Annotated in this window: 23 protein-coding genes and 3 tRNA genes; 14 read left to right on the top strand and 12 right to left on the bottom strand. The window is 72.1% G+C overall.

Features of this window, described 5'->3' with window-relative positions:
- The 5 genes from ACF1G2_RS22115 to ACF1G2_RS22095 all read left to right on the top strand — a co-directional run bounded on the left by ACF1G2_RS22115 (position 1) and on the right by ACF1G2_RS22095 (position 8,345).
- Positions 1-2,124 carry a DNA polymerase III subunit gamma and tau gene (locus tag ACF1G2_RS22115; RefSeq protein ID WP_391799907.1) on the top strand — a complete coding sequence of 708 codons (2,124 nt, stop codon included), beginning with the start codon at positions 1-3 and terminating at the stop codon, positions 2,122-2,124.
- Between the two features lie 61 nt (positions 2,125-2,185).
- A complete protein-coding gene (gene purD / locus ACF1G2_RS22110) occupies positions 2,186-3,436 on the top strand; it encodes a phosphoribosylamine--glycine ligase (protein WP_391799906.1) in 1,251 nt (416 codons plus the stop codon).
- 217 nt (positions 3,437-3,653) lie between these two features.
- Positions 3,654-5,687 carry a hypothetical protein gene (locus ACF1G2_RS22105; protein ID WP_391799905.1) on the top strand — a complete coding sequence of 678 codons (2,034 nt, stop codon included), beginning with the start codon at positions 3,654-3,656 and terminating at the stop codon, positions 5,685-5,687.
- Positions 5,688-5,868: 181 nt separating this feature from the next.
- A complete protein-coding gene (locus tag ACF1G2_RS22100) occupies positions 5,869-7,329 on the top strand; it encodes a N,N-dimethylformamidase beta subunit family domain-containing protein (protein WP_391799904.1) in 1,461 nt (486 codons plus the stop codon).
- Between the two features lie 104 nt (positions 7,330-7,433).
- Entirely contained in the window at positions 7,434-8,345 is a 912-nt protein-coding gene (locus tag ACF1G2_RS22095; protein WP_391799903.1) for a phosphoribosylaminoimidazolesuccinocarboxamide synthase, read from the top strand.
- Between the two features lie 47 nt (positions 8,346-8,392).
- On the opposite strand, the gene ACF1G2_RS22090 is transcribed toward ACF1G2_RS22095, so the two are convergent.
- The 8 genes from ACF1G2_RS22090 to ACF1G2_RS22055 all read right to left on the bottom strand — a co-directional run bounded on the left by ACF1G2_RS22090 (position 8,393) and on the right by ACF1G2_RS22055 (position 12,919).
- Positions 8,393-8,468: transfer RNA gene (locus tag ACF1G2_RS22090), tRNA-Gly, on the bottom strand.
- A gap of 22 nt (positions 8,469-8,490) precedes the next feature.
- A complete protein-coding gene (locus ACF1G2_RS22085; RefSeq protein ID WP_352189739.1) occupies positions 8,491-9,105 on the bottom strand; it encodes a response regulator transcription factor in 615 nt (204 codons plus the stop codon).
- Entirely contained in the window at positions 9,102-10,334 is a 1,233-nt protein-coding gene (locus ACF1G2_RS22080; RefSeq protein ID WP_391799902.1) for a sensor histidine kinase, read from the bottom strand. Before ACF1G2_RS22080 ends, ACF1G2_RS22085 begins: the two co-directional genes overlap by 4 nt.
- 16 nt (positions 10,335-10,350) lie before the next feature.
- Positions 10,351-11,115, bottom strand: coding sequence for an ABC transporter permease (locus tag ACF1G2_RS22075; RefSeq protein WP_391799901.1), 765 nt, complete (start codon positions 11,113-11,115; stop codon positions 10,351-10,353).
- Positions 11,112-12,089: an ABC transporter ATP-binding protein gene (locus ACF1G2_RS22070; RefSeq protein WP_391799900.1), complete on the bottom strand. Its 978-nt coding sequence runs from the start codon at positions 12,087-12,089 to the stop codon at positions 11,112-11,114. The genes ACF1G2_RS22075 and ACF1G2_RS22070 overlap by 4 nt, the downstream gene beginning before the upstream one ends.
- 140 nt (positions 12,090-12,229) lie before the next feature.
- Positions 12,230-12,302, bottom strand: a tRNA-Gly gene (locus ACF1G2_RS22065).
- A 79-nt stretch (positions 12,303-12,381) separates the two neighbouring features.
- Positions 12,382-12,453 (bottom strand) — tRNA-Gly (locus ACF1G2_RS22060).
- 112 nt (positions 12,454-12,565) lie between these two features.
- The gene (locus ACF1G2_RS22055) at positions 12,566-12,919 is read right to left on the bottom strand and encodes an Lsr2 family protein (protein WP_352189735.1); all 354 of its coding nucleotides are present in this window, start codon (positions 12,917-12,919) and stop codon (positions 12,566-12,568) included.
- A gap of 324 nt (positions 12,920-13,243) precedes the next feature.
- Between ACF1G2_RS22055 and purS the strand changes: the two genes are divergently transcribed.
- From purS to ACF1G2_RS22030, 5 genes are all read left to right on the top strand, one after another.
- Entirely contained in the window at positions 13,244-13,513 is a 270-nt protein-coding gene (gene purS / locus ACF1G2_RS22050) for a phosphoribosylformylglycinamidine synthase subunit PurS (protein ID WP_352189734.1), read from the top strand.
- Positions 13,510-14,190 (top strand): phosphoribosylformylglycinamidine synthase subunit PurQ, encoded by a 681-nt coding sequence (gene purQ, locus ACF1G2_RS22045; RefSeq protein WP_391799899.1) that lies wholly within the window; start codon positions 13,510-13,512, stop codon positions 14,188-14,190. The genes purS and purQ overlap by 4 nt, the downstream gene beginning before the upstream one ends.
- Entirely contained in the window at positions 14,190-16,439 is a 2,250-nt protein-coding gene (gene purL / locus ACF1G2_RS22040) for a phosphoribosylformylglycinamidine synthase subunit PurL (RefSeq protein WP_391799898.1), read from the top strand. The genes purQ and purL overlap by 1 nt, the downstream gene beginning before the upstream one ends.
- A 112-nt stretch (positions 16,440-16,551) precedes the next feature.
- Positions 16,552-17,058: an ArsR/SmtB family transcription factor gene (locus ACF1G2_RS22035; protein ID WP_391799897.1), complete on the top strand. Its 507-nt coding sequence runs from the start codon at positions 16,552-16,554 to the stop codon at positions 17,056-17,058.
- 52 nt (positions 17,059-17,110) lie between these two features.
- Positions 17,111-17,935, top strand: coding sequence for a M23 family metallopeptidase (locus tag ACF1G2_RS22030; RefSeq protein WP_391799896.1), 825 nt, complete (start codon positions 17,111-17,113; stop codon positions 17,933-17,935).
- Here ACF1G2_RS22030 and ACF1G2_RS22025 read toward each other — a convergent pair.
- Positions 17,923-18,342, bottom strand: coding sequence for a nuclear transport factor 2 family protein (locus ACF1G2_RS22025; RefSeq protein ID WP_391799895.1), 420 nt, complete (start codon positions 18,340-18,342; stop codon positions 17,923-17,925). The genes ACF1G2_RS22030 and ACF1G2_RS22025 overlap by 13 nt on opposite strands.
- A gap of 85 nt (positions 18,343-18,427) precedes the next feature.
- Between ACF1G2_RS22025 and ACF1G2_RS22020 the strand changes: the two genes are divergently transcribed.
- A complete protein-coding gene (locus tag ACF1G2_RS22020; RefSeq protein ID WP_391799894.1) occupies positions 18,428-19,216 on the top strand; it encodes a sterol carrier family protein in 789 nt (262 codons plus the stop codon).
- 74 nt (positions 19,217-19,290) lie between these two features.
- Positions 19,291-20,121 (top strand): META domain-containing protein, encoded by an 831-nt coding sequence (locus ACF1G2_RS22015; protein WP_391799893.1) that lies wholly within the window; start codon positions 19,291-19,293, stop codon positions 20,119-20,121.
- 3 nt (positions 20,122-20,124) lie between these two features.
- Here ACF1G2_RS22015 and ACF1G2_RS22010 read toward each other — a convergent pair whose 3' ends face one another.
- On the bottom strand, positions 20,125-21,567 hold the full coding sequence (locus tag ACF1G2_RS22010) for a sulfatase (RefSeq protein ID WP_391799892.1): 1,443 nt from the start codon (positions 21,565-21,567) through the stop codon (positions 20,125-20,127).
- A 213-nt stretch (positions 21,568-21,780) separates the two neighbouring features.
- Entirely contained in the window at positions 21,781-21,873 is a 93-nt protein-coding gene (locus ACF1G2_RS22005) for a putative leader peptide (protein ID WP_352189727.1), read from the bottom strand.
- A 310-nt stretch (positions 21,874-22,183) separates the two neighbouring features.
- Between ACF1G2_RS22005 and purF the strand changes: the two genes are divergently transcribed.
- Positions 22,184-23,710: an amidophosphoribosyltransferase gene (purF, locus tag ACF1G2_RS22000; protein ID WP_391799891.1), complete on the top strand. Its 1,527-nt coding sequence runs from the start codon at positions 22,184-22,186 to the stop codon at positions 23,708-23,710.
- A gap of 42 nt (positions 23,711-23,752) precedes the next feature.
- Positions 23,753-24,820 (top strand): phosphoribosylformylglycinamidine cyclo-ligase, encoded by a 1,068-nt coding sequence (gene purM, locus ACF1G2_RS21995; protein ID WP_391799890.1) that lies wholly within the window; start codon positions 23,753-23,755, stop codon positions 24,818-24,820.
- A gap of 113 nt (positions 24,821-24,933) precedes the next feature.
- Here purM and ACF1G2_RS21990 read toward each other — a convergent pair whose 3' ends face one another.
- On the bottom strand, positions 24,934-25,191 hold the full coding sequence (locus tag ACF1G2_RS21990) for a DUF3073 domain-containing protein (protein WP_260230816.1): 258 nt from the start codon (positions 25,189-25,191) through the stop codon (positions 24,934-24,936).
- Positions 25,192-25,385 lie beyond the last annotated feature (194 nt).

The following is a 25,385-nucleotide window of genomic DNA, read 5'->3' as shown; positions in this document are numbered from 1 at the left end:
GTGTCGTCTCTCGCGCTGTACCGCCGCTACCGCCCCGAGTCCTTCGCCGAGGTCATCGGGCAGGAGCATGTCACCGACCCGTTGCAGCAGGCCCTGCGGAACAACCGGGTCAATCACGCGTACCTGTTCAGCGGGCCGCGCGGCTGTGGCAAGACGACCAGTGCGCGCATCCTCGCGCGCTGTCTGAACTGTGAGCAGGGTCCCACTCCCACACCCTGCGGGGAGTGCCAGTCCTGCCGTGACCTGGCGCGGAACGGGCCGGGCTCGATCGACGTCATCGAGATCGACGCCGCCTCCCACGGTGGTGTGGACGACGCCCGTGACCTGCGGGAGAAGGCCTTCTTCGGGCCCGCCTCCAGCCGGTACAAGATCTACATCATCGACGAGGCGCACATGGTCACCTCGGCGGGCTTCAACGCCCTGCTGAAGGTGGTCGAGGAGCCGCCGGAGCACCTCAAGTTCATCTTCGCCACCACCGAGCCGGAGAAGGTGATCGGGACGATCCGGTCCCGTACGCACCACTATCCGTTCCGGCTCGTGCCGCCCGGCACCCTGCGGGACTACCTGGGCGAGGTCTGCGGGCGCGAGGGCATCCCCGTCGAGGAGGGCGTGCTGCCGCTCGTCGTCCGCGCGGGCGCCGGATCCGTGCGTGACTCGATGTCCGTGATGGACCAGCTGCTCGCCGGCGCCGCCGACGACGGTGTGACATACGCCATGGCGACCTCTCTTCTCGGCTATACGGACGGCTCCCTGCTCGACTCGGTCGTGGACGCCTTCGCCGCCGGTGACGGCGCGGCGGCCTTCGAGGTCGTGGACCGCGTCATCGAGGGCGGGAACGACCCCCGCCGCTTCGTCGCCGACCTGCTGGAGCGGCTGCGCGACCTGGTGATCCTCGCCGCCGTTCCGGACGCCGCCGAGAAGGGGCTGATCGACGCCCCCGTGGACGTCGTCGAGCGCATGCAGGCCCAGGCGTCCGTGTTCGGCGCGGCCGAGCTGAGCCGCGCGGCCGACCTGGTCAACGCCGGACTGACCGAGATGCGGGGGGCCACCTCGCCCCGGCTCCAGCTGGAGCTGATCTGCGCGCGCGTGCTGCTGCCCGCCGCCTTCGACGACGAGCGGTCGCTCCAGGCCCGGATCGACCGGCTGGAGCGCGGCGCAGCGGCCGCCCCGGCCTCCGCCGCCGTCTTCACGGCCGGTCCGCCCGCGCCCGCCATGGGGTACGTCCCCGGGCCCGACGCCCACACACCGATGGCCCCGCCTCCGCCCGCCCCGGCCCCGGCCCAGCAGGCCCCCGTACCGCAGGCCCCGGCGCCGCAAGCGCCGCCGCCCGTGCAGCAGCCCGCCGCGGAAGGGCCCCGGCCCGGTGCCTGGCCCGGGGCCGCGGCCCCCGCCGCTCCGGCCGCCCCCGCCCCCGGCGCCTGGCCGGGTGCCTCCGCCCCCGCGCCCCAGGCCCCGGCCCCCGTGCCGCAGGCCGCCGCTCCGGCCGCGGCGACCGCCCCGACCGGCGACCCGGCCCAAGGCGCCGCCCAGGTGCGGAACATGTGGCCGTCGATCCTGGACGCCGTCAAGAACAGGCGCCGCTTCACCTGGATCCTGCTCAGTCAGAACGCCCAGGTGGCCGGGTTCGACGGCACCACCCTCCAGCTCGGCTTCCTCAACGCCGGCGCGCGTGACAACTTCGCGAGCAGCGGCAGCGAGGACGTCCTGCGCCAGGTCCTGGCCGACCAGTTCCACGTGCAGTGGAAGATCGAGGCGATCGTCGACCCCTCGGGCGGTGCGACCCCGCCGCCCGCCGCGACCGGCTTCGGCGGCGGACGCCCGGCCCAGGCCCCCGCCCCGCAGCAGCCGTGGTCTTCCTCACAGCAGGCCCAGCAGCCCCCGCAGGGTCCGCCGTCCCAGTCGGCGCACCAGCCCCCGAGCGCGTCCTCGGCCGCGCCCGCCCCGCAGGCGCCCGCGGCCGCTCCCGTACCGCAGAGCCAGCCGTACTCCCCGCCGCCCGTCGCGCCCGAGGACGACGTACCGGAGGAGGACGACCCGGACCTCGTGGACTCCGCCCTCTCGGGCCACGACCTGATCGTGCGCGAGCTCGGGGCCACCGTTGTGGAGGAATACACGAACGAGTAGGGACGTCTCGCTCGGTGGCCCGCACAAGGGGCATCCCGCCACGCGGGCTACCCTGGCTGGCGTGAAGGTCCTCGTCATCGGCGGCGGCGCCCGCGAACACGCCCTGTGCCGCTCTCTCTCCCTCGATCCCGACGTCACCGCTCTGCACTGCGCGCCCGGCAACGCCGGAATCGCGGAGGTCGCCGAGCTGCACCCCGTCGACCAGCTGGACGGCGAGGCCGTAGCGCGGCTCGCCGCCGACCTCCAGGCCGGCCTGGTCGTCGTCGGCCCGGAGGCCCCGCTCGTCGCGGGTGTCGCCGACGCCGTCCGCGCCGTCGGCATCCCCTGCTTCGGCCCGTCCGAGCAGGCGGCGCAGCTGGAGGGCTCCAAGGCGTTCGCCAAGGACGTCATGGCCGGTGCCGGCGTCCCGACCGCCCGCAGCTACGTCTGCACCACCGCCGAGGAGATCGACGAGGCGCTCGACGCCTTCGGCGCTCCGTACGTGGTGAAGGACGACGGCCTCGCGGCCGGCAAGGGCGTCGTCGTCACCGACGACCTGGCGGAGGCGCGGGCGCACGCGCTCGCCTGCGGCCGGGTGGTCATCGAGGAGTTCCTGGACGGCCCCGAGGTCTCCCTCTTCGCGATCACCGACGGCGTCACCGTCCTCCCGCTCACCCCCGCGCAGGACTTCAAGCGCGCGCTCGACGGCGACGAGGGCCCGAACACCGGCGGCATGGGCGCGTACTCGCCGCTGCCCTGGGCCGACCCCAAGCTGGTCGACGAGGTCATGGCCACGGTCCTCCAGCCGACGGTCGACGAGCTGCGCCGCCGCGGCACCCCCTTCCAGGGCCTGCTGTACGCGGGTCTGGCGATCACCAGCCGTGGCGTACGGGTCATCGAGTTCAACGCCCGCTTCGGCGACCCGGAGACCCAGGTCGTCCTGGCCCGGCTGCGGACCCCGCTGGCGAGCGTCCTGCTGAACGCCGCCAACGGCACCCTCGACAGCGAGCCGCCGCTGAACTGGCACGAGGACGCGGCCGTGACCGTGGTCGTCGCCTCGCACAACTACCCGGGCACCCCGCGTACGGGCGACCCCATCGAGGGTCTGGACGAGGTCGCGGCGCAGGATGCACCGCACGCGTACGTCCTGCACGCCGGGACGAAGCGGGACGGCGACGCGATCGTGAGCGCCGGCGGCCGTGTGCTGTCGGTCACCGCGACCGGATCGGACCTGACGCAGGCCCGCGAGCGGGCGTACGAGGCGGTCGGCCGCATCCGTCTGGACGGCTCGCAGCACCGTACGGACATCGCGCGCAAGGCCGCGGGGGAGTGAACCTCTAACCGCCCCGAACCGTCATCACCTTTGCCCAAAGCCATTCCATCGAGTGACGGCTGAGCCATCCGGATGACGCCTGCCGACGCCCCAACTAGGGTGCGGCGCAGGCGTTCCGGCACTTGGCCCACCGGCATTGCGATGTCAGTGGCGGGTGCCACAGTGGGGGAGTGAGCAACACCGCCACAGGCAGTCCCGACGAGGGCAGGAGGGGGTGATGTACGGCGTGTCCGGTACCGGTTCGGTTCCCGGCGAGGAGATGGGTGCGCGCGCCGCGCGCTCCCGGGCCCTCGGCGTGCTCCGGGTCCGCGGCAGGGCGCTGGGCGTCGCCGTGCTCCCGGCCGCCGCGGCCGTGGTCCTGTACGCGGGCGGGGTCACCGGCCATATGACCGGGGCCGGCTGGGACGCCGCCCGCTGGCTCACCACGGCGCTCGCCCTCGTCGTCCTGCTCGCCGCGGCGGCCGTCGCCCTGGTGATCGCGCGCTCCCGGCCCGCCGTCACCCCCACCGTCGAGCTCGCCGAGACCTCGGCCCCCGATCTCTACCGCATGGTGCGGGACCTGGCCGACCGGCTCGGCGTCCCCGCGCCGTCCGCGATAGCCCTGACCCCGGACTGCGACAGCTGGCTCGAGGACCGTACGCATCCGGCGCACCGCCCGGGTCGTACGGGCGCGCTCCGACGCTCCGCCGACGCGCCGGTCCTGGTCATAGGCTCCCCCTTCCTCTGGTGGATGCGGGTCGGCGAGCTGCGTGCCGTCCTCGCCCCCGTCGTCGCGGGTACGGCTCCTTCGGCGCACCCCGACATAGCCGCGGCCCGCCGCTTCGTCCAGGGCCTCGACGCGGCCGTGGCCGCCCCCCGTACCCCCGGGCTCGACCCGGCCCGCAGGCTCGGCGCGCACGCGATCGCGTGGGTCGCCCGGGTCCTGCTGCGCCTCTGCCGCGGACACGCCGCCGAGATGGAGCGGGGCGTCGCCGTCGCGGGCTCCGAGCGCGCACAGGCCGTGGACTACGGCATCCGGATCGTCGCCCAGGAGCAGGTCGGCCTCGCCTACGCGGGCTGGGACCGGCTGCTCACCCGCGTCGCACTGCCCGCCTGGCGGATGGGCCGCTGGCCGTCGAGCCTGGACGTGGGCGTGGTCGCGGCCCTCACCGAGCTGGCCCGCCGCGACCGCCTCGCCGAGGGCTTCGCCTCCCGGCTCGGCGAGCGCCCGGCCTGCGACCTGCTCGAAGAGCCCGGTGCCATCGACGAGGCGGCCTCGCTGCTCGCCGCCCGGCTCTTCCACGGAGGCCCCGCGGAACCCGGTCCGGACTGGGCCCCGGTCGACTGGAGCCAGTATCCGGAGGAGGTCGTCGACCGGAAGTGGCGCAGCGACGCGGCCCGCCTCCACCAGGTCCTCGACGAACTGGGCGTCCTCCCGCCGGGACCGGGTGCCACGGACACCCGCACCGGCACCGGTACGCGCGTCGGCGCCGGCAACCGCCTCGTCACCGGCACCCGCGTCGGTGCCGGTACGCGCCCCGGCAGCGGCATCGGTCCGGCTCACGAATCCGCCGCTCGCGGAACCGCCGACGGTCCGACGCTGATCCGCGTGATGACCCACCTGTCGGCCCACCCCGAGACGACGGCTACGGCGACGGCTACGGCAGCGGCTACGCCGGACGGCACCCCCGGCACCCCGCCGCCCCCTCCCGCCCCCGCCGCCACGCCCGCCCCCGCGGCCCCCACGGCCTCCGGCACCCCTGACGATCCGGAGATCGCCGTCGACGACCCGGAGCTCGCCCTCGCGCGCCTCGCCGACGCCGACCTCCCCGACCTCCCCGCCGCCGACCTCGCCGACGCCGACCTCCCCGACCCGCCCGTATCCAGTCCCACCGCCGACGCCCTCGCCGCCGCTCTCACCGCCCGCGTCGCGCGCGAGGAGGCCACCGCGCCCGCACCCGCGCCGCACACCCCGGCGGGAGCCCCCGGCGGCGACACGCTGCCGCTCTTCCCGCTGCAGCCGCCACGGACCGGCCGCGATCTCCTCGCCGACCATGTGACGGCGATGGTCTGCTGCGCCGCCGTGGACACCGCCGGCGCGGCGCCCGGCCTCGACTGGCTCGACGGGCCCGCTCTCCTCGTCGGAGGCGTGCGGACCACCGACCTCACCGCCCGCGTTCTGGCCCTCGTCGAGGACGGCGACCCCGAGCCCTTGAACGCCTGGCTCGCGGAGACGGGCGTACGCCCCGAGAAGCCCGTCCGTCTCGTGTGAGCCGGGACGGCGCCGGAAGGTTGCCTTCCGTTCACGTCAATTCGCGACGAACGGTGACGGAGTGCGTGCGTTATGTGATGTGCTGGAGACCGGCACTGACAAGCAGCACATGACAGCCCATGACAGCCATGTGCGACACGACGGCAGACGGCACGCGGGGGAGTCGAGGGAGGGGCGCGTTATGGGGGCGGACCAGATCAGGCGGTGGGAGTCGGGCGCGCTCGCCCACGCCGTCACGGACCCCTTCGGCCAGGGCCCCCTGCCCTGGCTGCGCGGTTCGGAGAACTACTTCGACGACACGGGCCAGGTCGTCCCGTGGTACGCCGACGAGACGCTCGCCCGCGGCGGCAGCGGCGGCCCGCGCACCGCAGACGACGTACGGAGCCAGATCAAGGGGTTCGTGTCCAACGGGGCCGTGGCGCCCGGCGAGGCGATCGACTTCCACATCACGGTGGACCCGCCGCAGCAGTTCTCGGTCGACATCTACCGGATCGGTCACTACGGCGGCGAGGGCGCCACCAAGATCACCACCAGCCCCCGCCTCTCCGGCATCGTCCAGCCCGCCCCGCTCGCCGCCGACCGCACGGTCTCCTGCCACCACTGGTGGCAGTCCTGGCGCCTCCAGATCCCGGCCCACTGGTCGATCGGCGCCTACGTCGCCGTGCTCACCACCGTCGACGGCTACCGCTCCCACATCCCCTTCACCGTCCGCGACAGCCACCCCGCCGACCTGCTCCTCGTCCTCCCGGACATCACCTGGCAGGCGTACAACCTCTATCCCGAGGACGGCCGGACGGGCGCCAGCCTCTACCACGCGTGGGACGAGGACGGCCGGCTGCTCGGCGAGCGGGACGCGGCGATCACCGTCTCCTTCGACCGCCCCTACGCGGGCGCCGGTCTCCCCCTCCACGTCGGCCACGCCTACGACTTCATCCGCTGGGCAGAGCGGTACGGCTACGACCTCGCCTACGCCGAGACCCGTGATCTGCACGCCGGCCGCGTCGACCCCACCCGATACCGCGGCCTGGTCTTCCCCGGTCACGACGAGTACTGGTCCGTCCCGATGCGCCGGACCGTCGAACTCGCCCGCGAGCAGGGCACCTCCCTCGTCTTCCTCTCCGCCAACACCATGTACTGGCAGGTCGAGCTGGCCCCCTCGCCGTCCGGCGTCCCCGACCGGCTCCTCACCTGCCGCAAACGCCGCGGGCCCGGCCGCTCCGCGCTCTGGCGCGAGATCGACCGCCCGGAGCAGCAGCTGCTCGGCATCCAGTACGCGGGAAGGGTGCCGGAGCCGCACCCGCTGGTCGTACGGAACGCGGACCACTGGCTCTGGGACGCCACCGGCGCCGGGGACGGGGACGAGATCCCCGGCCTGGTCGCGGGCGAGGCGGACCGCTACTTCCCGCGCACCGCGCTCCCCGAGCACGAGAGCCGGATCCTGCTCGCCCACTCGCCCTACCGGGACGGCGAAGGCGCCCTGCGCCACCAGGAGACCTCTCTCTACCGCGCCCCGTCCGGCGCCTGGGTCTTCGCCTCCGGCACCTTCGCCTGGTCGCCCGCCCTGGACCGGCCGGGCCATGTCGACGAGCGGATCCAGCGCGCCACGGCGAACCTCCTCGACCGGATCTGCAAACGGGACTGACCGACGACAGGGTCTGACCAGGGCTTCGAAGGGGTCGCGCGCCGAGCCGCCCGGAGAGTGCGAGAGAATCGAACCGCTCCTGGATCAACCTACGCGGAGGAACCGTGTCCGGATTCGTAGAAAAGCCCGAGCCCGTCCAGGTCCCGGGCCTGACCCACCTCCACACGGGCAAGGTGCGTGACCTCTACCGGAACGAGGCGGGCGACCTCGTGATGGTGGCCAGCGACCGCATGTCCGCGTACGACTGGGTCCTGCCGACCGAGATCCCCGACAAGGGGCGGGTGCTCACCAAGCTCTCCCTGTGGTGGTTCGACCGGCTCTCCGACCTCGTCCCCCACCACGTCCTCTCCACCGAGCTGCCGCCCGGCGCCCCCGCCGACTGGGAGGGCCGCACGCTCGTCTGCAAGTCGCTGACCATGGTCCCGGTCGAGTGCGTGGCCCGCGGCTACCTGACGGGCTCCGGCCTCGTCGAGTACGACGCCTCCCGCACGGTCTGCGGCATTCCGCTGCCCGAGGGCCTCAGCGACGGTTCCGAGCTGCCCGTTCCGATCTTCACCCCGGCCACCAAGGCGGCGGTCGGCGACCACGACGAGAACGTGTCGTACGAGGAGGTCGTCCGCCAGGTCGGCGAGGAGACCGCCGCGCTGCTGCGCGACACGACCCTCGCGGTCTACGGCCGGGCCCGCGACATCGCCCGCGAGCGGGGCATCATCCTCGCCGACACCAAGTTCGAGTTCGGCTTCGAGGCCACCGGCGACGGTCCGGTCCTGGTCATCGCCGACGAGGTCCTCACCCCGGACTCCTCCCGCTTCTGGCCCGCCGACCAGTGGCAGCCGGGCCGGGCCCAGCCCTCGTACGACAAGCAGTTCGTCCGTGACTGGCTGACCTCCCCGGCCTCCGGCTGGGACCGCAAGAGCGAGCAGCCGCCGCCCGCGCTCCCGCAGGAGGTCGTGGACGCCACGCGCGCCAAGTACATCGAGGCGTACGAGCTGCTGACCGGCGACGCCTGGTCCTAGGGGACACGAAGAAGCCCCCGGTCCGAGAGGACCGGGGGCTTCTTTCATGGAGCGGACGACGAGATTCGAACTCGCGACCCTCACCTTGGCAAGGTGATGCTCTACCAACTGAGCCACGTCCGCATGCGCCGTAGCGCGGAGCCAACTATACCCAACCTTTCGCGCGGGCGAGACGCACCGCCGCGTGACGGTTCTCGGCTCCGAGCTTCGCGGCGGCCGAGGAGAGGTAGTTCCGCACCGTCCCCTGCGAGAGCGAGGCCCGCTCGGCGATCTCCGCGACCGGTGCGCCGTCCGCCGCGAGTTCGAGTACCTCGGCCTCGCGCGCGGTCAGCGGGGAGTCCCCCGCGGCGATCGCGTCGGCCGCCAACTCCGGGTCCACGTAACGGTTTCCGGCGTGTACGGAGCGGATGAGCTCGGCCAGCCGCTGGGCGCTCACGGTCTTCGGCACGAAGCCCCGCACCCCGGCCGCGAGTGCCCGCTTGAGGTGCCCGGGGCGGCCGTGGCTGGTCACGATCATGGTGCGGCAGTCGGGGAGTTCATCCCGCAGGGATGTGGCGACCCTCACACCGTCGAGCCCCGGCATCTGCAGATCGAGGACGGCGACGTCGGGCCGGTGGGCACGGGCCATGGCGAGCGCCTCGGGTCCGGTGGCGGCCTCGGCGACGACCACGAGGTCGTCCTCCAGGGCGAGCAGCGCGGCGAGCGCGCCCCGGATCAAGTGCTCGTCGTCCGCGAGCAGCACACGCACGGGCACGGTCACGCCCCCTTCCGGGCAGTCGGCACGCCGACGGGCACCAGCGCCGTCACCTGGAACGTACCGCCGTCGTGCGGTCCCGCCTCCAGCGTTCCGTCCACCGCCGCGAGCCGTTCCCGCAGCCCCGCGAGGCCCGAGCCCCGCCCCATCACCGCTCCTTCCCGCACACCGTCGTTCCGTACCGTCAGCAGCACCGACCCGTCCTTCTCCCGCAGCGAGATCCCGCACCGCCGCGCGTCTCCGTGCCGCAGCACGTTGGTCGTCGTCTCCCGCACCACCCAGCCGAGGACCGACTGGACGCCGGCGGGCAGTTCGACGGTGACCGGGTCGATCGCGCAGTCGATCCCCGCGGCCCCGAGCACCCCGCGCGCGCCCTCCAGTTCGACGCGCAGGTCCGCGTCGCGGTAGCCGCGCACCACGTCCCGTACCTCCCGCTGGGACTCCCGCGCGATCCGCTGCACCTCGATCATCTGGTCGACGGCCTCGGGCCGTTCGCGCCGGGCGAGCTGTACGGCGAGTTCACTCTTGAGCGCGATCACCGACAGGTTGCGGCCCATGACGTCGTGCAGGTCGCGGCCGAAGCGGAGCCGCTCCTCGGCGACGGCCAGGCGGGCCTTCAGCTCCTTGGACCGCTCCAGTTCCCAGACCATCTTCATCAGCCAGCCGGAGAACCCGCAGGCGGCCACGAGCCCGCCGCCGCTCAGCAGGATGCCCACCGTGTAGCCGAGCGCCTCGCCGAGTCCGACACCCGCCGCCGCGACCGCGCCGCCGGTGGTGAGGGCGGCGAGCGGAGCCACGTAGAGCATGTGCCGGATCCGGTTCATGCACAGGACGAGGCTGCCGAGGGTGAAGGTGACCGTGCCGGTGACGACTGCGGCGGCGACCGCCGGCTCGGCGAGCGCCCCGGTGGCCCGCAGGGCGATGGCGGTCAGCGAACCGGCCGCGGTCAGCGCCACGAGGGACGTCGCGAGCCGGACCGGGCGCTCGCGCCGGTCGAGGACCCAGTCGAGGGCGCGGGAGGAGAGCACGCCGTTCAGGACGGCGTGCAGGCAGACGAGCGCGGCCAGGGTGGCTGCCAGCGGCAGTCCCAGCGGACTGCTGTCGCCCTGCGCCACCGTGCCGCCGCCGATGAAGGCGATCTCGAGCAGGACGAAGAAGTGGAAGCTCCACCGGGTGTACAGCTCGACCTTGGCCGCCGTACTGCGGCGGCTCCACCACCCCGTCAGCCTGGACACGCGCCCGGCCCCCTCTCTAGCGACGCGGTTCCCAGCGGAACCACCGTCGGACAGCAAACACGGTGAGCACGCCCCAGGCCAATGTGTTGAGTACGGCGGTGAGCAGGTCCTTGGTGTCGCCGACGCCGAGCCAGCCCATGCGGACGAGTTCCATGACACCGCTGGCCGGGAGCAGCCGGCAGAGGTCGGCGACGAGGTCGGGGAGCAGGTCGGTGGGGACCATCAGCCCCGATCCCATGGCGGAGAGGAGGAAGAAGGGCAGGGTGGTGAGTCCCGCGCTCTCGACGTTGCGGGTGATGGCCGTGGTCACGGCGGCCAGGCCGGCGAGCAGCACGATCGCGGCGAGCAGTCCGAGGACGAGCAGCTCGGGCCGGCGCGGCGCGGGCACGTCCAGGGCGAGGGCGCCGCCGACGGTGAGCAGGGCGCACTGGACGAGGGCGATGGCCGCCGAGGGGAGCGCGGCCCCGGTGAGGATCTCCAGGTCGGTCGCCTCCCCGGTCCGCAGCCGCTTGAGGACCAGCTCCTCGCGGCGGGCGACGAGGGCGGACGTCAGGCCCATGTAGACGACGAGGACGAGGACCAGGCCGGTCCCGCCGATGAGGGTGGCGCCCGCCATGCCCAGCGGCAGCTTCTCCTCGCCCATCGTCGTGAGCGAGGACCGCAGCACGAAGATCATCAGGAGCGGCATGAGCAGGGCGATGAAGAGGTTGTTCTTGTTCCGCCCGAGGAGGGTGAGTTCGGCCCGCCCCAGCGAGGTCATCCGGCGTGCGGTCGCGTTCATCGGGCGGTCTCCAGGGAGTCGGTGCGGGAGCCGTCGGCACGGGAGCCGGTGACACGGGAGTCGGTGGTGCGGGAGTCGTCGGTGCGGGAGGCGATCTCCAGGAACGCCTCCTCGAGGGAGGCCGAGCGGGCGTCCAGCCCCTCGAGCCGTACGTCCGCCGCGCGGGCCCAGTCGAGGAGTTCGCCGAGCGCGTTCTGCAGTTCGTGCGTACGGATCTCCACGCGCCGTCCCTCCGCCCCGGCCTTCAGGGTGAGCGGGAGCCTGCCGGGCTCGACGCCCTCGGGAAGGGTGAAGCGGATGCGGGCGGGGCGGGCGGCGGTGACCTCGGCGGGGGTGCCGGAGAGCACGATCCGCCCCTGGTGCATGATCGCCAGCCGGCCGGCCAGGGACTCGGCCTCCTCCAGGTAGTGCGTGGTGAGGACAACGGTCGTGCCGCCGTCCCGCAGCGCCCGCACCAGCTCCCAGGTGTCGCGCCGGCCCTCGGCGTCCAGGCCGGTGCTCGGCTCGTCGAGGAAGAGGACCTCGGGGCGGCCCAGGAGCGCGAGCGCCAGGTCGAGTCGCCGCCGCTCGCCGCCGGAGAGCTGCTTGATCCGTACGTCGCCGCGGGCGGCGAGCCCGACCATCTCCAGCGCTTCGGGGATCGGCCGGGCGCCGGTGGTGCAGCCGGCCCACATCCGTACGGTCTCGCTCACCGTCAGGTCGGAGGGGAAGCCGCCCTCCTGGAGCATCACCCCGATCCGGGGCCGGACGGCGGCCCGTTCGCGGTACGGGTCGTGGCCGAGGACGTGGACCGTGCCGCCGCTGGGCGCGGCGAGGCCTTCCAGGAGCTCGACGGTGGAGGTCTTGCCGGCCCCGTTGGTCCCGAGGAGGGCGAAGATCTCACCCTGGGGGACGGCGAAGGAGATGCCGTCGACGGCGGTGAACCCGCCGCTGTAGGTCCGGCGGAGGTCGTCGGCCTCGATCACGTTGGTCATGACAGAAGCCTCGCGGCGGACGGAGGCGGTCGGCAGTGCGCGCTGTCATCGCCGCGCATGACAAATGTCAGTACGGGGCCGCGACATGGGCGGACACGACGAAGGCCCCGGTTCGTGAGAACCGGGGCCTTCGCTTCCTGAGCGGACGACGAGATTCGAACTCGCGACCCTCACCTTGGCAAGGTGATGCTCTACCAACTGAGCCACGTCCGCATGCCTCCGACCAGCTCTCACTGGGCGGTGCGAGCACCACTCTACCTGATCCACAAGAGTGGTCGGTAATGCGATGCAGAGCGGGTGACAGGAATTGCACACTGCGCCTTCCCCCTGGAAGGGGGATGTTCTACTACTGAACTACACCCGCACGCTGCGTGAGGTCCGGCCTTTCGGCCTCGCCCCTCGGCGTGATCCAGACTCTAGCCGATCAGCGGGGGTGCAGTGCAACTCCGTTCGCCGCGGCACGTCGGCCGGCCCGGTCAACTGGCCTCGCGGAAGGCCTCGTAGACCCGCTTCGGGATCCGGCCCCGGGCCGGCACGTCCAGCTTGTTGGACTGCGCCCAGGCGCGGACCGCCGCCGGGTCGGGGGCGAGTGCGGTGTGCTTGTACGAAGCCACGGACGCGGGCGCGCCGCTCGCCCTCGCGGCGGCGGCCCTGCCGGTCAGCTTGCGGCCGGCCGCGAGGTAGGGCGCCAGCGCCTTGCGCAGTTTCTTTGCATTGGCGGGATTCAGGTCGATCTCGTACATCTTCCCGTCGAGGCCGAACGCCACCGTTTCCGCCGCTTCTCCGCCGTCGATGTCGTCGAAGAGAGTGACCACTACTCGCTGAGCCACGGATATCGGTCCTTTCGTGCGGTGCCACCGTGGCCAGTTCGGCGTGTCAAGCGCCTCTGACGTGCGGCGACACCGGCTTTGCGGCTACTCCGGCGCAATGCTGCTTTCCTCTGTATTCCTTTGTACAGCGGCAGGCGTCGCATTGTGAAGCCCAGCCAATTGCATCCGCGTGTCCCGCCGCAATGGGCCGAGCAATATTTCACTTGAATTTTCCGTGGGGATCTTCGGGTGCGTTTGTAGGGTCCTCCAGTCCTCTACCCGCGTAGAATTTGGAGGCAGGTACGCTGAGGGAACCGCCCACGCAACACACCACCGGGAGTGCCAGTGGCACGCGTCGTAGTCGACGTCATGCTCAAGCCGGAGATCCTCGACCCTCAGGGGCAGGCGGTGCAGCGTGCACTGCCCCGCCTGGGATTCGACGGAATCGCCGACGTCCGCCAGGGAAAGCGCTTCGAGCTGGAGGTGGAGGGACCGGTCGACGAGGCCGCCCTCGCCCGCATCCATGAGATGGCCGAAACCTTCCTCGCCAACACCGTGATCGAGGACTTCACCGTCAAGGTCGAGTCCACGGAGACCGCCGGGGCCTCGTCGTGACCGCACGCATCGGCGTCGTCACCTTCCCCGGAACGCTCGACGACCAGGACGCGCTGCGCGCCGTCCGTCTCGCCGGAGCCGAGCCCGTCTCGCTCTGGCACCGCGACAAGGACCTCAAGCAGGTCGACGCCGTGGTCCTGGCCGGCGGCTTCTCCTACGGCGACTACCTGCGCGCCGGGGCCATCTCCCGGTTCTCGCCGGTGATGGAGCCGATCATCGAGCAGGCCAGGGCGGGTATGCCCGTCCTCGGCATCTGCAACGGCTTCCAGATCCTCACCGAGGCCCATCTGCTGCCGGGCGCGATGCTGCGCAACAACCACCTGCACTTCATCTGCCGCGACCAGAAGCTGCGGGTGGAGAACGCGGACACCGCGTGGACGTCCGACTACGAGCAGGGCCAGGAGATCCAGGTCCCGCTCAAGAACATGGACGGCCGGTACGTCGCCGACGAGCGGACGCTCGACGAGCTGGAGGCCGAGGGGCGCGTGGCCTTCCGCTACGTGGACGTGAACCCCAACGGCTCGCTCCGCGACATCGCGGGCATCACCAACGCCGCCGGGAACGTCGTCGGGCTCATGCCGCACCCCGAGCACGCCGTCGAGCCGCTGATCGGTACGGGCCGTACCGACGGCCTCGGTTTCTTCACCTCGATCCTCAAGAAGCTGGTCAACGCCTGATGAGCCTCGACACCGTCAAGCACGCCACCGAGACCCCGGACAGCGAGCAGCCCTGGAAGGAGCTCGGCCTCAAGGAGGACGAGTACGCGCGCATCCGCGAGATCCTCGGCCGCCGTCCCACCGGTGCCGAGCTCGCCATGTACTCCGTCATGTGGTCCGAGCACTGCTCGTACAAGAGCAGCAAGGTCCACCTGAAGCAGTTCGGCGAGAAGGTCCCGGCCAACGACGCCATGCTCGTCGGCATCGGCGAGAACGCGGGCGTCGTCGACGTCGGCCAGGGGTACGCGGTCACCTTCAAGGTCGAGTCGCACAACCACCCGTCGTACATCGAGCCCTACCAGGGCGCGGCCACCGGCGTGGGCGGCATCGTCCGCGACATCCTCGCCATGGGTGCCCGCCCGGTCGCCGTCGTCGACCCCCTGCGCTTCGGCGCGGCCGACCACCCCGACACCAAGCGCGTGCTCCCCGGAGTCGTCGCGGGCATCGGCGGCTACGGCAACTGCCTGGGCCTGCCGAACATCGGCGGCGAGGTCGTCTTCGACGAGTGCTACCAGGGCAACCCGCTGGTCAACGCCGGCTGCATCGGTGTCATGAAGCACGAGGACATCCACCTCGCCAAGGCCTCCGGTCCCGGCAACAAGGTGATCCTCTACGGCGCCCGCACGGGCGGCGACGGCATCGGCGGCGTCTCGGTCCTCGCGTCCGAGACCTTCGACGACACCAAGCCCACCAAGCGCCCCGCGGTCCAGGTCGGCGACCCGTTCCAGGAGAAGCTCCTCATCGAGTGCACCCTGGAGATCTTCAAGGAGAAGCTGGTCGCGGGCATCCAGGATCTGGGTGGCGCCGGACTCTCCTGCGCGACCTCCGAGCTGGCCTCCGCCGGCTCCGGCGGTATGCGGGTCGACCTCGACCGGGTCCACCTGCGCGACGCGACGCTCTCGCCCGAGGAGATCCTCATGAGCGAGTCGCAGGAGCGCATGTGCGCGATCGTCGAGCCGCAGCACGTCGACCGCTTCCTGGAGATCTGCGAGAAGTGGGACGTCATCGCGGTCGTCATCGGTGAGGTCACCGAGGGCGAGCGTCTGGAGATCTTCTGGCACGGCGAGCAGATCGTCGACGTGCCGCCGCGCACGGTCGCCCACGAGGGCCCGGTCTACCACCGGCCGTACGCCCGCCCGGAGTGGCAGGACGCGCTCCAGGCCGACGACGCGGGCAAGCTGCCCCGGCCGCAGAACGGTGAGGAGCTGAAGGACCAGGTCCTGAAGCTGGTCTCCTCCCCGAACCAGGCGTCGAAGTCCTGGATCACGGACCAGTACGACCGGTTCGTACAGGGCAACACGGTCCTCGCGCAGCCCGAGGACGCGGGCATGGTCCGCATCGACGAGGAGACCAACCTCGGCGTGGCCATGGCCACCGACGGCAACGGCCGGTACGCGAAGCTCGACCCGTACACGGGCGCGCAGCTCGCGCTGGCGGAGGCGTACCGCAACGTCGCCGCCTCCGGTGCCAAGCCGCTGGCGATCTCGGACTGCCTGAACTTCGGTTCGCCCGAGGACCCGGCCGTGATGTGGCAGTTCGCCGAGGCCACCCGTGGTCTCGCGGACGGCTGCCTCCAGCTCGGCACCCCGGTGACCGGCGGCAACGTCTCGCTGTACAACCAGACCGGCGAGGTCGCCATCCACCCGACGCCGGTCGTGGCCGTGCTCGGCGTGATCGACGACGTCAACCGCCGCACGCCGATCGCCTTCGCGGAGGAGGGCCAGCTCCTCTACCTGCTGGGCGACACGCGTGAGGAGTTCGGCGGCTCGGCCTGGTCCGAGGTGATCCACAAGCACCTCGGCGGTCTGCCCCCGGCCGTGGACCTCGACCGGGAGAAGCTGCTCGGCGAGATCCTGATCTCGGCCTCCCGCGACGGCATGATCGACGCGGCGCACGACCTGTCCGACGGCGGTCTGGTCCAGGCGGTCGTCGAGTCCTGCCTGCGCGGCGGCACCGGCGCGCGCCTCGTCGTCCCGGACGGCCTGGACGCCTTCACCTTCCTCTTCAGCGAGTCGGCCGGCCGTGCGGTCGTCGCCGTCCCGCGCAGCGAGGAGCTCCGCTTCACCGACATGTGCGGCGCGCGGGGTCTCCCCGCGACGCGGATCGGTGTCGTGGACGGTGAGGAGGTCGACGTGCAGGGCGAGTTCAGCATCTCCCTGGAGGAGCTGCGCGCCGCGCACGAGGCGACGATCCCTGGCCTGCTGGCCTGAGGCGGCGCCTGACACATCGCACCACGGGAGCCCCCGTCCGGACCATCGGTTCCGGGCGGGGGCTCTTCCGTACCCACTTGCACGTGATTACGTAATTACGTAATCTGCGAATATGGAGCTGGAGAAGCGGGTCGCCGAGCTGGAACGCCGGATGGCGGTTCTCGAGGGCGCGGAGCGCCCGGTGCCCGAGGCCGTCGACGCCGCCTTCTGGGCCCTGGAAGGGCTGAAGGCGCAGCTCGCCGAGGCGGGCCCGCAGGGCGAGGACGGCGGAGTGCTGTTCACGGGCTCGGTCCGCCTGCCGACGCAGGAGCGGTACGAGTGGCAGTTCGGCGCTCTCACCGAGCGGCTGCTCGACGAGGACTGGGCCGCGACCGCCGACTCCTTCGCCGCGCTCGGTCATCCCGTACGGCTCCGGCTGCTGCGGGAGATCCTCGGCGGCCGGCGCACGGCGGCCGAACTGGCGGAGCTGGAGGAGATCGGCACGACCGGCCAGATCTACCACCACCTGCGCCAACTGACCGGCGCGGGCTGGCTCCACACGACGGGACGCGGCCGCTACGAGGTGCCGGGAGCCCGGGTCGTCCCGCTTCTGGTGGTCCTCACCGCCGCCCGTCCGTAACCGCGATCCACAGGTTTCCACAGGATCCACAGGTTCCCCAGGGGGAAAGCTCATGACGCGCAGGGTCGCCGTGGTCGTCCACCGGCTGCTCTGGCTGGTCTTCGCCGTGCAGGCGGTCGCCTCGGTCTTCGTCGAGCCGCCCTATCCGTACTGGGCGGGCTGGCTGCCGGCGCTCGCCGCCATGGCGGTCGGCGTCACGCTCGCCGGCACGGACCGCGGGCGGCACACGGCGGACTCCCGCCCGCCCGTCGAGGTCGCCCCGCCGGTCGCCGGCCGCTGGTCGGCCCTGAACAGCCCGGCGGACCGCACGCCCAGCCACGGCACGCACCAGTACGGCCAGACCTACGCGATCGACATCGTGGCGGAGGACGAGGAGCGGCCCCGCCCGCGCTTCGCCCGCCTCTGGCCGACGGTCCGGCGGAGCGAGGACTTCCCCGCCTTCGGCGCCCCGCTCTTCGCGGTCGCCGACGCCACCGTCGTGCACGCCGAGGACGGCCAGCGCGACCACCTCAGTCGCAACTCGCTGCCCGCCGTCGCCTATCTGATGCTGGTCGAGGCCGCCGTACGCGCGCTGGCAGGGGCGCGCCGGGTCACCGGCAACCACGTGATCCTCGACCTCGGCGGCGGTACCTACGCGATGTACGCGCACCTGAAGCGCGGTTCGCTCACCGTGCGGGCGGGCGACCGGGTGGCGGCGGGCCAGGAGCTGGCCCGGTGCGGCAACTCCGGCAACTCCACGGAGCCGCACGTGCACTTCCAGCTGATGGACGGCGCGGACCTGGACACGGCGCGGGGCGTGCCGTTCACCTGGCGCGGGGTGGGCGTCCCCGGGAACGGCGAGACGTTCGAGGCGGAGCCGGCGGGCTATCCGGCCTGACCTTTTCCGGCCTGACCCCAGAACGCGTCCGCCTCGTCGATGTCCTCGACGCACTCGTCGATGTCGGTGACCTTGCCGCCCATGATGGTGAAGAAGAGGCCGCCCCTCATCTCGATGCCCCGGTCGCCGTGGTCGCCGTGCCACTTGTGGACGGCCATCACATGGCCCCGGCCGTCCGGGTACATGCCCTGCATCTCCACGGTGAACGTGTCGCCGGTCAGCTCCATGCACTTGGCGTACATGGCGAAGATGGCGTCACGGCCTTTGAAGTGCCCCGACATCTGGCTGTTTCCGGGCACGTGGTGGGTGCAGTCGGCGGTCATCATGCCGGCGAGCGTTTCCATGTCGCCTCTGGAGAACGCCTCGTACCCCTTGCGTACGAGCGTCACGTCAGGGTGTTCAGCCATGTCCTTCGCCCCTCTCGGAAGCCCTCTTCCAGTCTCCGCCGGGGCCTACGGCCCTGCCACACGGCGACGGACTACCCTCGCCCCCATGCCACCGGCCAAGAAGCGCACCCGCAGCTACGACACCGCCAAGATCCGGGCCGCCGTGCTCGCCCAGTTCGGGAACGTGCGGGAGGCGGTGGAGGGGCTCACGCCCGAGCAGCTCGACGGGCCGACCCGGCTGGGGGAGTGGACCGTACGGGAGCTGGTGGCGCATCTGACGATGGCGGTCGGCGCCGTCGCCCGCGGGCTCGGGGAGCCCGAGCCCGCCCGACAGGAAGTCGCCCTGCTGGACTGGCCGTCGGCGACGGCCACGGCCGCCGCGCGGATCGACGAGGACACCCGGGCGATCGACACGGCCGACCTGGCCGGCCTGTACGAGCGGACCGCAGCGCGGTTCAAGGAGGCGATCGCGGGCGTCCCGGACGACCGGCTCGTCCCGATGCGCTTCGGCGCCATGCGCCTGGCCGACTTCCTGGTGACCCGCACCGTCGAACTCGTCGTCCACACCGACGACCTGAACCAGGCGACCGGCCTGGCCGTCCCGTACGACCGGCAGGCCCTGGCCGCCTGTACCCGTCTCCTCGCGGACGCGCTGGCGGTGAAGGCCCCGGGCGGCGCGGTCGAGGTCCGGGTCCCGCCGTTCGCCGTGGTCCAGTGCGTGGAGGGCCCCCGGCACACCCGGGGCACCCCGCCCAACGTCGTCGAGACCGACCCGCTCACCTGGATCCGGCTGGCCACCGGCCGGGCGCGGTGGGCGGAGGAGCTGGACGAGGCGCGGGTGGGCGCCAGCGGGGAGCGGGCGGACCTCGCCGCCCTGCTGCCCCTGCTGGGCTGAGCGGCTGCCCGGGCCGAGCGGCTGCCCGGCGGAGGCGGGCGGAACCGTCCGTACCGTTCGCCCGTCCCATCCCCATGCTGAAGACGCGTACCACCGCAGCCACCGCAGTCCTGGCCTCGCTCGTCGTGCTCTCGGCGTGCGGCACCCAGCAGTCCGGCTCGGACCCCGGCGCCGGCTCCGTCGCCCCCGACGTGCCCGTCGCCGGAGCCCACTGGGCGTTCGACACGGTGACGGTGGCGGGCAAGGAGACCAGGGCGCCCGACGGCGCCCACGTCGAGATCGCCGCGGACGGCAAGGCCTCGGGGAACAGCGGATGCAACGGCTTCGGCGCCGAGGTGTCGGTGCGGGGCGACACGGTCACCGTGAAGCAGGGTCAGGGCACCGAGATGGCGTGCCCCGGTGAGCGGGGCGCCTTCGAGGCGGTGCTCCAGAAGGCCTTCACCGGCTCGCTGAAGGCGAAGGTCGAGGGAGACCGGCTCACGCTGACCTCGCCCGACGGCAAGAACGTCCTCGCCCTCACCTCCGAACCGGCCGCCCCGCTGACCGGCACCACCTGGACCGTCGACTCCCTTCTCTCCGGCGACACGGCCTCCTCGCCGCCCAAGGGCAGCGAGGGCAAGGCCACCTTCGTCATCGACAAGGAAGGTGCGGTCCGGGGCAACCTGGGCTGCAACCGCTTCACGGCCACCGCGAAGGTCACCGAAAAGACCCTCACCGTCACCGGACCGGTCGCGACCACCCGCATGATCTGCTCGGGCCCGCAGATGCAGCTGGAGACGAAGCTGTACGAACTCCTCGACGGACCCCTCACGTACGAGCTGCGCCACCGCAGCCTGACCCTCACCGGCGCCGACGGCGAGGGCTTCGCCGCGACGGCGAAGCCGGCCGCGAGCGCGACGCCGTAGGCGTCAGGCCGGGTAGGGCAGCAGCCCGGCGTCGGTCCGCTCCCACGCCGCCCGGAGCGCGGCGAGCCGCTCCGGCTCGAACGGGGCACGGTCCGCCTGTTCGCGGGCGTCCCCGGTCAGGTCGAAGAGCTGGTCGCGGCCGCCCTTGCCCCGGTAGTACTTCCAGTCGCCCCGGCGCAGCGCCCGCTCGCCCCGCACCCGCCAGAACAGGTCGCGCTCGGCGACCTTCTCGCCGCGCAGGAGATACCCGGCGAGGCTCGTGCCGTCGAGCGGGTAGGCGGGGTGGGGGCGGGCGCCGCCCAGTTCGAGCAGGGTCGCCGTCCAGTCGGGGGTGTACACCGGCAGGTCGCTGACCTGCCCGCCGTCGATCCGGGCGGGCCAGCGCAGGACGGACGGCACCCGGATGCCGCCCTCCTGGAGCGAGCCCTTGTTCCCGGCGAGCGGCCAGTTGTACGAGAACCGCTCGCCGCCGTTGTCGCTGGCGAAGAAGACGAGCGTGTCCTCCTCCCGGCCCGAGCGCTTCAGCGCCCGCAGGACCTCGCCCACCGACCGGTCGAGGTCCTCGACCATCTCCTTGTACTTCTCGATCGAGCCGCCGTCCTGGTGCCAGAGGGCGGAGCGGTCCCCGGCCTTGATCCGGCGGACGATCTCGGCGCTCGTCCCGGTGTCGCCGTCGGCGATCCACGGCCAGTGGGGGGTGGTGAAGTTGAGGTTGAGCAGCCAGGGCTTCTCGTGGTCGCGGGCCACGTACTCGCTCGCCCGCTCGGTCAGGATCCGGGTGTAGTAGCGCAGGTCCTTGTACGCGGCGTCGCCTTCGTAGAGGTCGTACTCGCCGCCGAGGCCGAGCTTGGAGTAGTACTCCAGTGCGCCGCCGAAGTTGCCGAAGAACTCGTCCCAGCCCGAGCGCGTGGGGGAGTAGTCCGGGAGGTAGCCGCAGTGCCACTTGCCGATGAGGGCGGTGGCGTAGCCGGCCTCGCGCAGCCGGGAGGCGAGCGTGGGGTGGGTCGGCTCGAGCCCGACGGACCGGTCGGCGATCGGCTCGGCGAGCCCGCCCTTCGTACGTCCGGGGAAGCGGCCCGTGTAGAGGCTGAACCGGGTGGGGGAGCAGGTCGCGGAGCCGGAGTAGGCGTCCGTGAACCGGACGCCCTGGCGGGCGAGGCGGTCCAGGTGCGGGGTCCGGATGTGCGGGGAGCCGTAGGAGGACAGGTCGGCCCAGCCGAGGTCGTCCCCCAGGATGAAGAGGATGTTCGGCCGCCGGGAGTGGCGTCCGCGAGCGGCCCGGAACGGGCGCTCCCAGGTCTGCGCGGAACCGCTGTGCGCGGAACCGGTCTGCGCGGCGCCCGCCTGCGCGGTCCCTGCACCGGCACCGAGCGCACCGACGGCGGCGGCCCCTACGGCTGCCCCGCCGAGGGCGCGTCGGGACAGGGGGATCTTGGGCGTGGGCATGGGGGCTCCTTGGAAGGCGCGGGGGTACGGGGATGTCCGGGCGGGCTGTACGGGACGGCGCGACGGGCGGCGGTACGGCCCGGGAAGCGGGCCGTCGCTCAGGAGAAGGCGCCCCGGACGGCAGCCAGGTGACACCGGGCAGCCGGACACCGGGCAGGCGGGGACCGCGGGGGGTCCGAGGGAACTCCCGCGATCAGGGGCGCGTGGGTGGGATCAGGCGCAGCGACAGATCGCGCTGGCGACACGGACGAGGTCCACGTGTCGGCGCGCGACGAGGGTGACCGCACGGTCACGCACAGGCTGCATGCCGGGGAGCCTCGCCCAGAGCGCGTGCACCTGTCAACGGTCGTCCCACTCCCCGGAACGCGCGCCCCTCCGGGTCCCCCGTCCGCAGGGGCCGGCGCCGCCCGGTGCGACTCCCGTCACACTCCGGGCCCGCTCCGGGCACCGTACGAGCGTCCGCTTGTGCGCGACCGTTCGGGCGGGATCCCCTTCCCGCCTAGGCGGGAGCGTGTCTACGCACGTCAATCGATCACTTTGTGGGATCGCACCATTCGGAGGGGCCCCGGATTTCCCCAATTCGGACCAGTGGTCGACCTCCCCTACACTCGGAGACGTGCCACGTGGTGACGGTCGACTCAATCACGATCTGCTCCCCGGCGAGAAAGGCCCCCAGGACGCGTGTGGCGTCTTCGGTGTCTGGGCTCCGGGTGAAGAGGTCGCAAAGCTCACGTACTTCGGGCTCTACGCCCTCCAGCATCGGGGCCAGGAATCCGCGGGTATCGCGGTCAGCAACGGCTCCCAGATCCTCGTCTTCAAGGACATGGGCCTCGTGTCCCAGGTCTTCGACGAGACCTCTCTCGGTTCACTCCAGGGTCATATCGCGGTCGGTCACGCCCGCTACTCGACCACCGGGGCCTCCGTGTGGGAGAACGCGCAGCCGACGTTCCGGGCGACAGCCCACGGCTCCATCGCGCTCGGCCACAACGGCAACCTGGTGAACACGGCCCAGCTCGCGGAGATGGTCGCCGACCTGCCGAAGCAGGAAGGCCGCACCACCCGTGTCGCGGCCACCAACGACACCGACCTGCTGACGGCGCTCCTCGCCGCCCAGACCGACGACGACGGCAAGCCGCTCACCATCGAGGAAGGTGCCGCCAAGGTCCTTCCCGATGTCCGCGGCGCCTTCTCCCTCGTCTTCATGGACGAGCACACGCTCTACGCGGCCCGTGACCCGCAGGGCATCCGCCCGCTGGTCCTCGGCCGCCTCGAGCGCGGCTGGGTCGTCGCCTCCGAGTCCGCCGCCCTCGACATCTGCGGCGCCAGCTTCGTCCGCGAGGTCGAGCCGGGCGAGATGATCGCGATCGACGAGAACGGCATCCGCACCTCGCGATTCGCGGAAGCGAAGCCCAAGGGCTGTGTCTTCGAGTACGTGTACCTGGCCCGCCCGGACACCGACATCGCCGGCCGGAACGTCTACCTCTCGCGCGTGGAGATGGGCCGTCGCCTCGCCAAGGAGGCCCCGGTCGAGGCGGACCTCGTCATAGCGACGCCGGAGTCCGGCACCCCGGCCGCCATCGGCTACGCGGAGGCCAGCGGCATCCCCTTCGGCGCGGGCCTGGTGAAGAACGCCTACGTGGGCCGCACCTTCATCCAGCCCTCCCAGACCATCCGCCAGCTCGGCATCCGGCTGAAGCTGAACCCCCTCAGGGACGTCATCAAGGGCAAGCGCCTGGTGGTCGTCGACGACTCGATCGTCCGCGGCAACACCCAGCGCGCCCTGGTCAAGATGCTCCGTGAGGCCGGCGCGGCCGAGATCCACATCCGGATCTCCTCCCCGCCGGTGAAGTGGCCCTGCTTCTTCGGCATCGACTTCGCCACCCGCGCGGAGCTGATCGCCAACGGCATGACGATCGAGGAGATCGGCACGTCGCTCGGCGCGGACTCGCTCTCGTACATCTCCATCGACGGGATGATCGAGGCGACCACGATCCAGAAGCCGAACCTCTGCCGCGCCTGCTTCGACGGCGAGTACCCGATGGAGCTTCCGGACCCCGAGCTGCTCGGCAAGCAGCTCCTGGAGAACGAGCTGGCCGCCGGCCCCGCCGCCACCGCGGCCGCCGACGCCCTCCGTCGGCCGTAAGACCCCCGCAGTACCGCAGTAACGACACGAAAGCTCTCACCTATGTCTGAGACCACCGGTGCCTCCTACGCGTCCGCGGGCGTCGACATCGAGGCGGGTGACCGCGCCGTCGAGCTCATGAAGGAATGGGTGAAGAAGACGCAGCGCCCCGAGGTCCTCGGTGGCCTCGGCGGCTTCGCCGGCCTCTTCGACGCCTCCGCCCTCAAGCGCTACGAGCGTCCGCTGCTCGCCTCCGCCACCGACGGTGTCGGCACGAAGGTCGACATCGCCCGGCAGATGGGCGTGTACGACACCATCGGCCACGACCTGGTCGCGATGGTCATGGACGACATCGTCGTCTGCGGCGCCGAGCCGCTCTTCATGACCGACTACATCTGCGTCGGCAAGGTCCACCCCGAGCGGGTCGCCGCGATCGTCAAGGGCATCGCCGAGGGCTGTGTCCTCGCCGGCACCGCCCTCGTCGGCGGCGAGACCGCCGAGCACCCCGGCCTGCTCGGCCCGGACGACTTCGACGTCGCCGGCGCCGGTACGGGTGTGGTGGAGGCGGACCGTCTGCTCGGCCCCGATCGCATCCGTACGGGTGACGCCGTGATCGCGATGGAGTCCTCCGGACTTCACTCCAACGGGTACTCGCTCGTCCGGCACGTGGTCTTCGACCGCGCGGGCATGAGCCTCGACCAGCATGTCGAGGAGCTCGGCCGGACCCTGGGCGAGGAGCTCCTGGAGCCGACGAAGATCTACTCGCTGGACTGCCTGGCGCTCACCCGGACCGCCGAGGTGCACGCCTTCAGCCACATCACGGGCGGCGGGCTGGCCGCCAACCTGGCGCGGGTGATCCCGGACGGGCTGCACGCCACGGTCGACCGTTCGACCTGGGCGCCCGGCGCGATCTTCGACCTGGTCGGCAAGGCCGGCAAGGTCGAGCGCCTGGAGCTGGAGAAGACCCTGAACATGGGCGTCGGCATGATGGCCGTCGTCCCCGCCGAGTCCGTGGAGGTGGCCCTGGCCACCCTGGAGGACCGGGGCGTCGAGGCCTGGGTCGCGGGCGAGATCACCGAGCGCGGCGAGCACGCGACCGGTGCGGAGCTGGTCGGCGACTACGCGGTCTGATCAGGCACGGGGGGTGGGCACCGCCCCACCTCCCGTCCCGCTCCCGCGAACGCACAGAAACCCGGTCCGGGTATCCGGACCGGGTTCGGTGTTGAGCAGCGCTCTTTACGAGGTCAAGCGCGACGCCGGGACGACGCGTCGGGACCGGACTCGTCGTCCTCGTCCTCGTCGTCCGTGTTGTAGAGATCCGCGTACTGCGCGTACGGGTCGTCTTCCTCGTCGTCGTCCTCGAACGGCTCGCCATTCGGCGGCTGGCTCGAAGTCGAAGCGCCCAGCTCATTGGCCAGACGCGACAGGTCAGTCCCGCCGCTGCTGTACTTCAGCTGGCGGGCGACCTTCGTCTGCTTGGCCTTTGCCCGGCCGCGCCCCATGGCTCGACCCCCTCGGTGACGGGGCTCGACGGCCCCAGAGTCTTGACACGCGTTCATGATTCGGAACGGGCTCTCGATGGAGAGACCGGTCCGTAGGGCTTCAACGGTACCTGCTTCCGTGGCCATACGGTACGCCGCACGCATCACATGCCCCGGTACAGAACCATCGAGGTGCCCTGTCCTCGCTGGTCAAT

Source organism: Streptomyces sp. NPDC013457, from assembly GCF_043089925.1.
Taxonomy (GTDB): domain Bacteria; phylum Actinomycetota; class Actinomycetes; order Streptomycetales; family Streptomycetaceae; genus Streptomyces.
The sequence above is the reverse complement of the archived record's forward strand: the minus strand, read 5'-3'. Positions and strand labels throughout refer to the sequence as shown.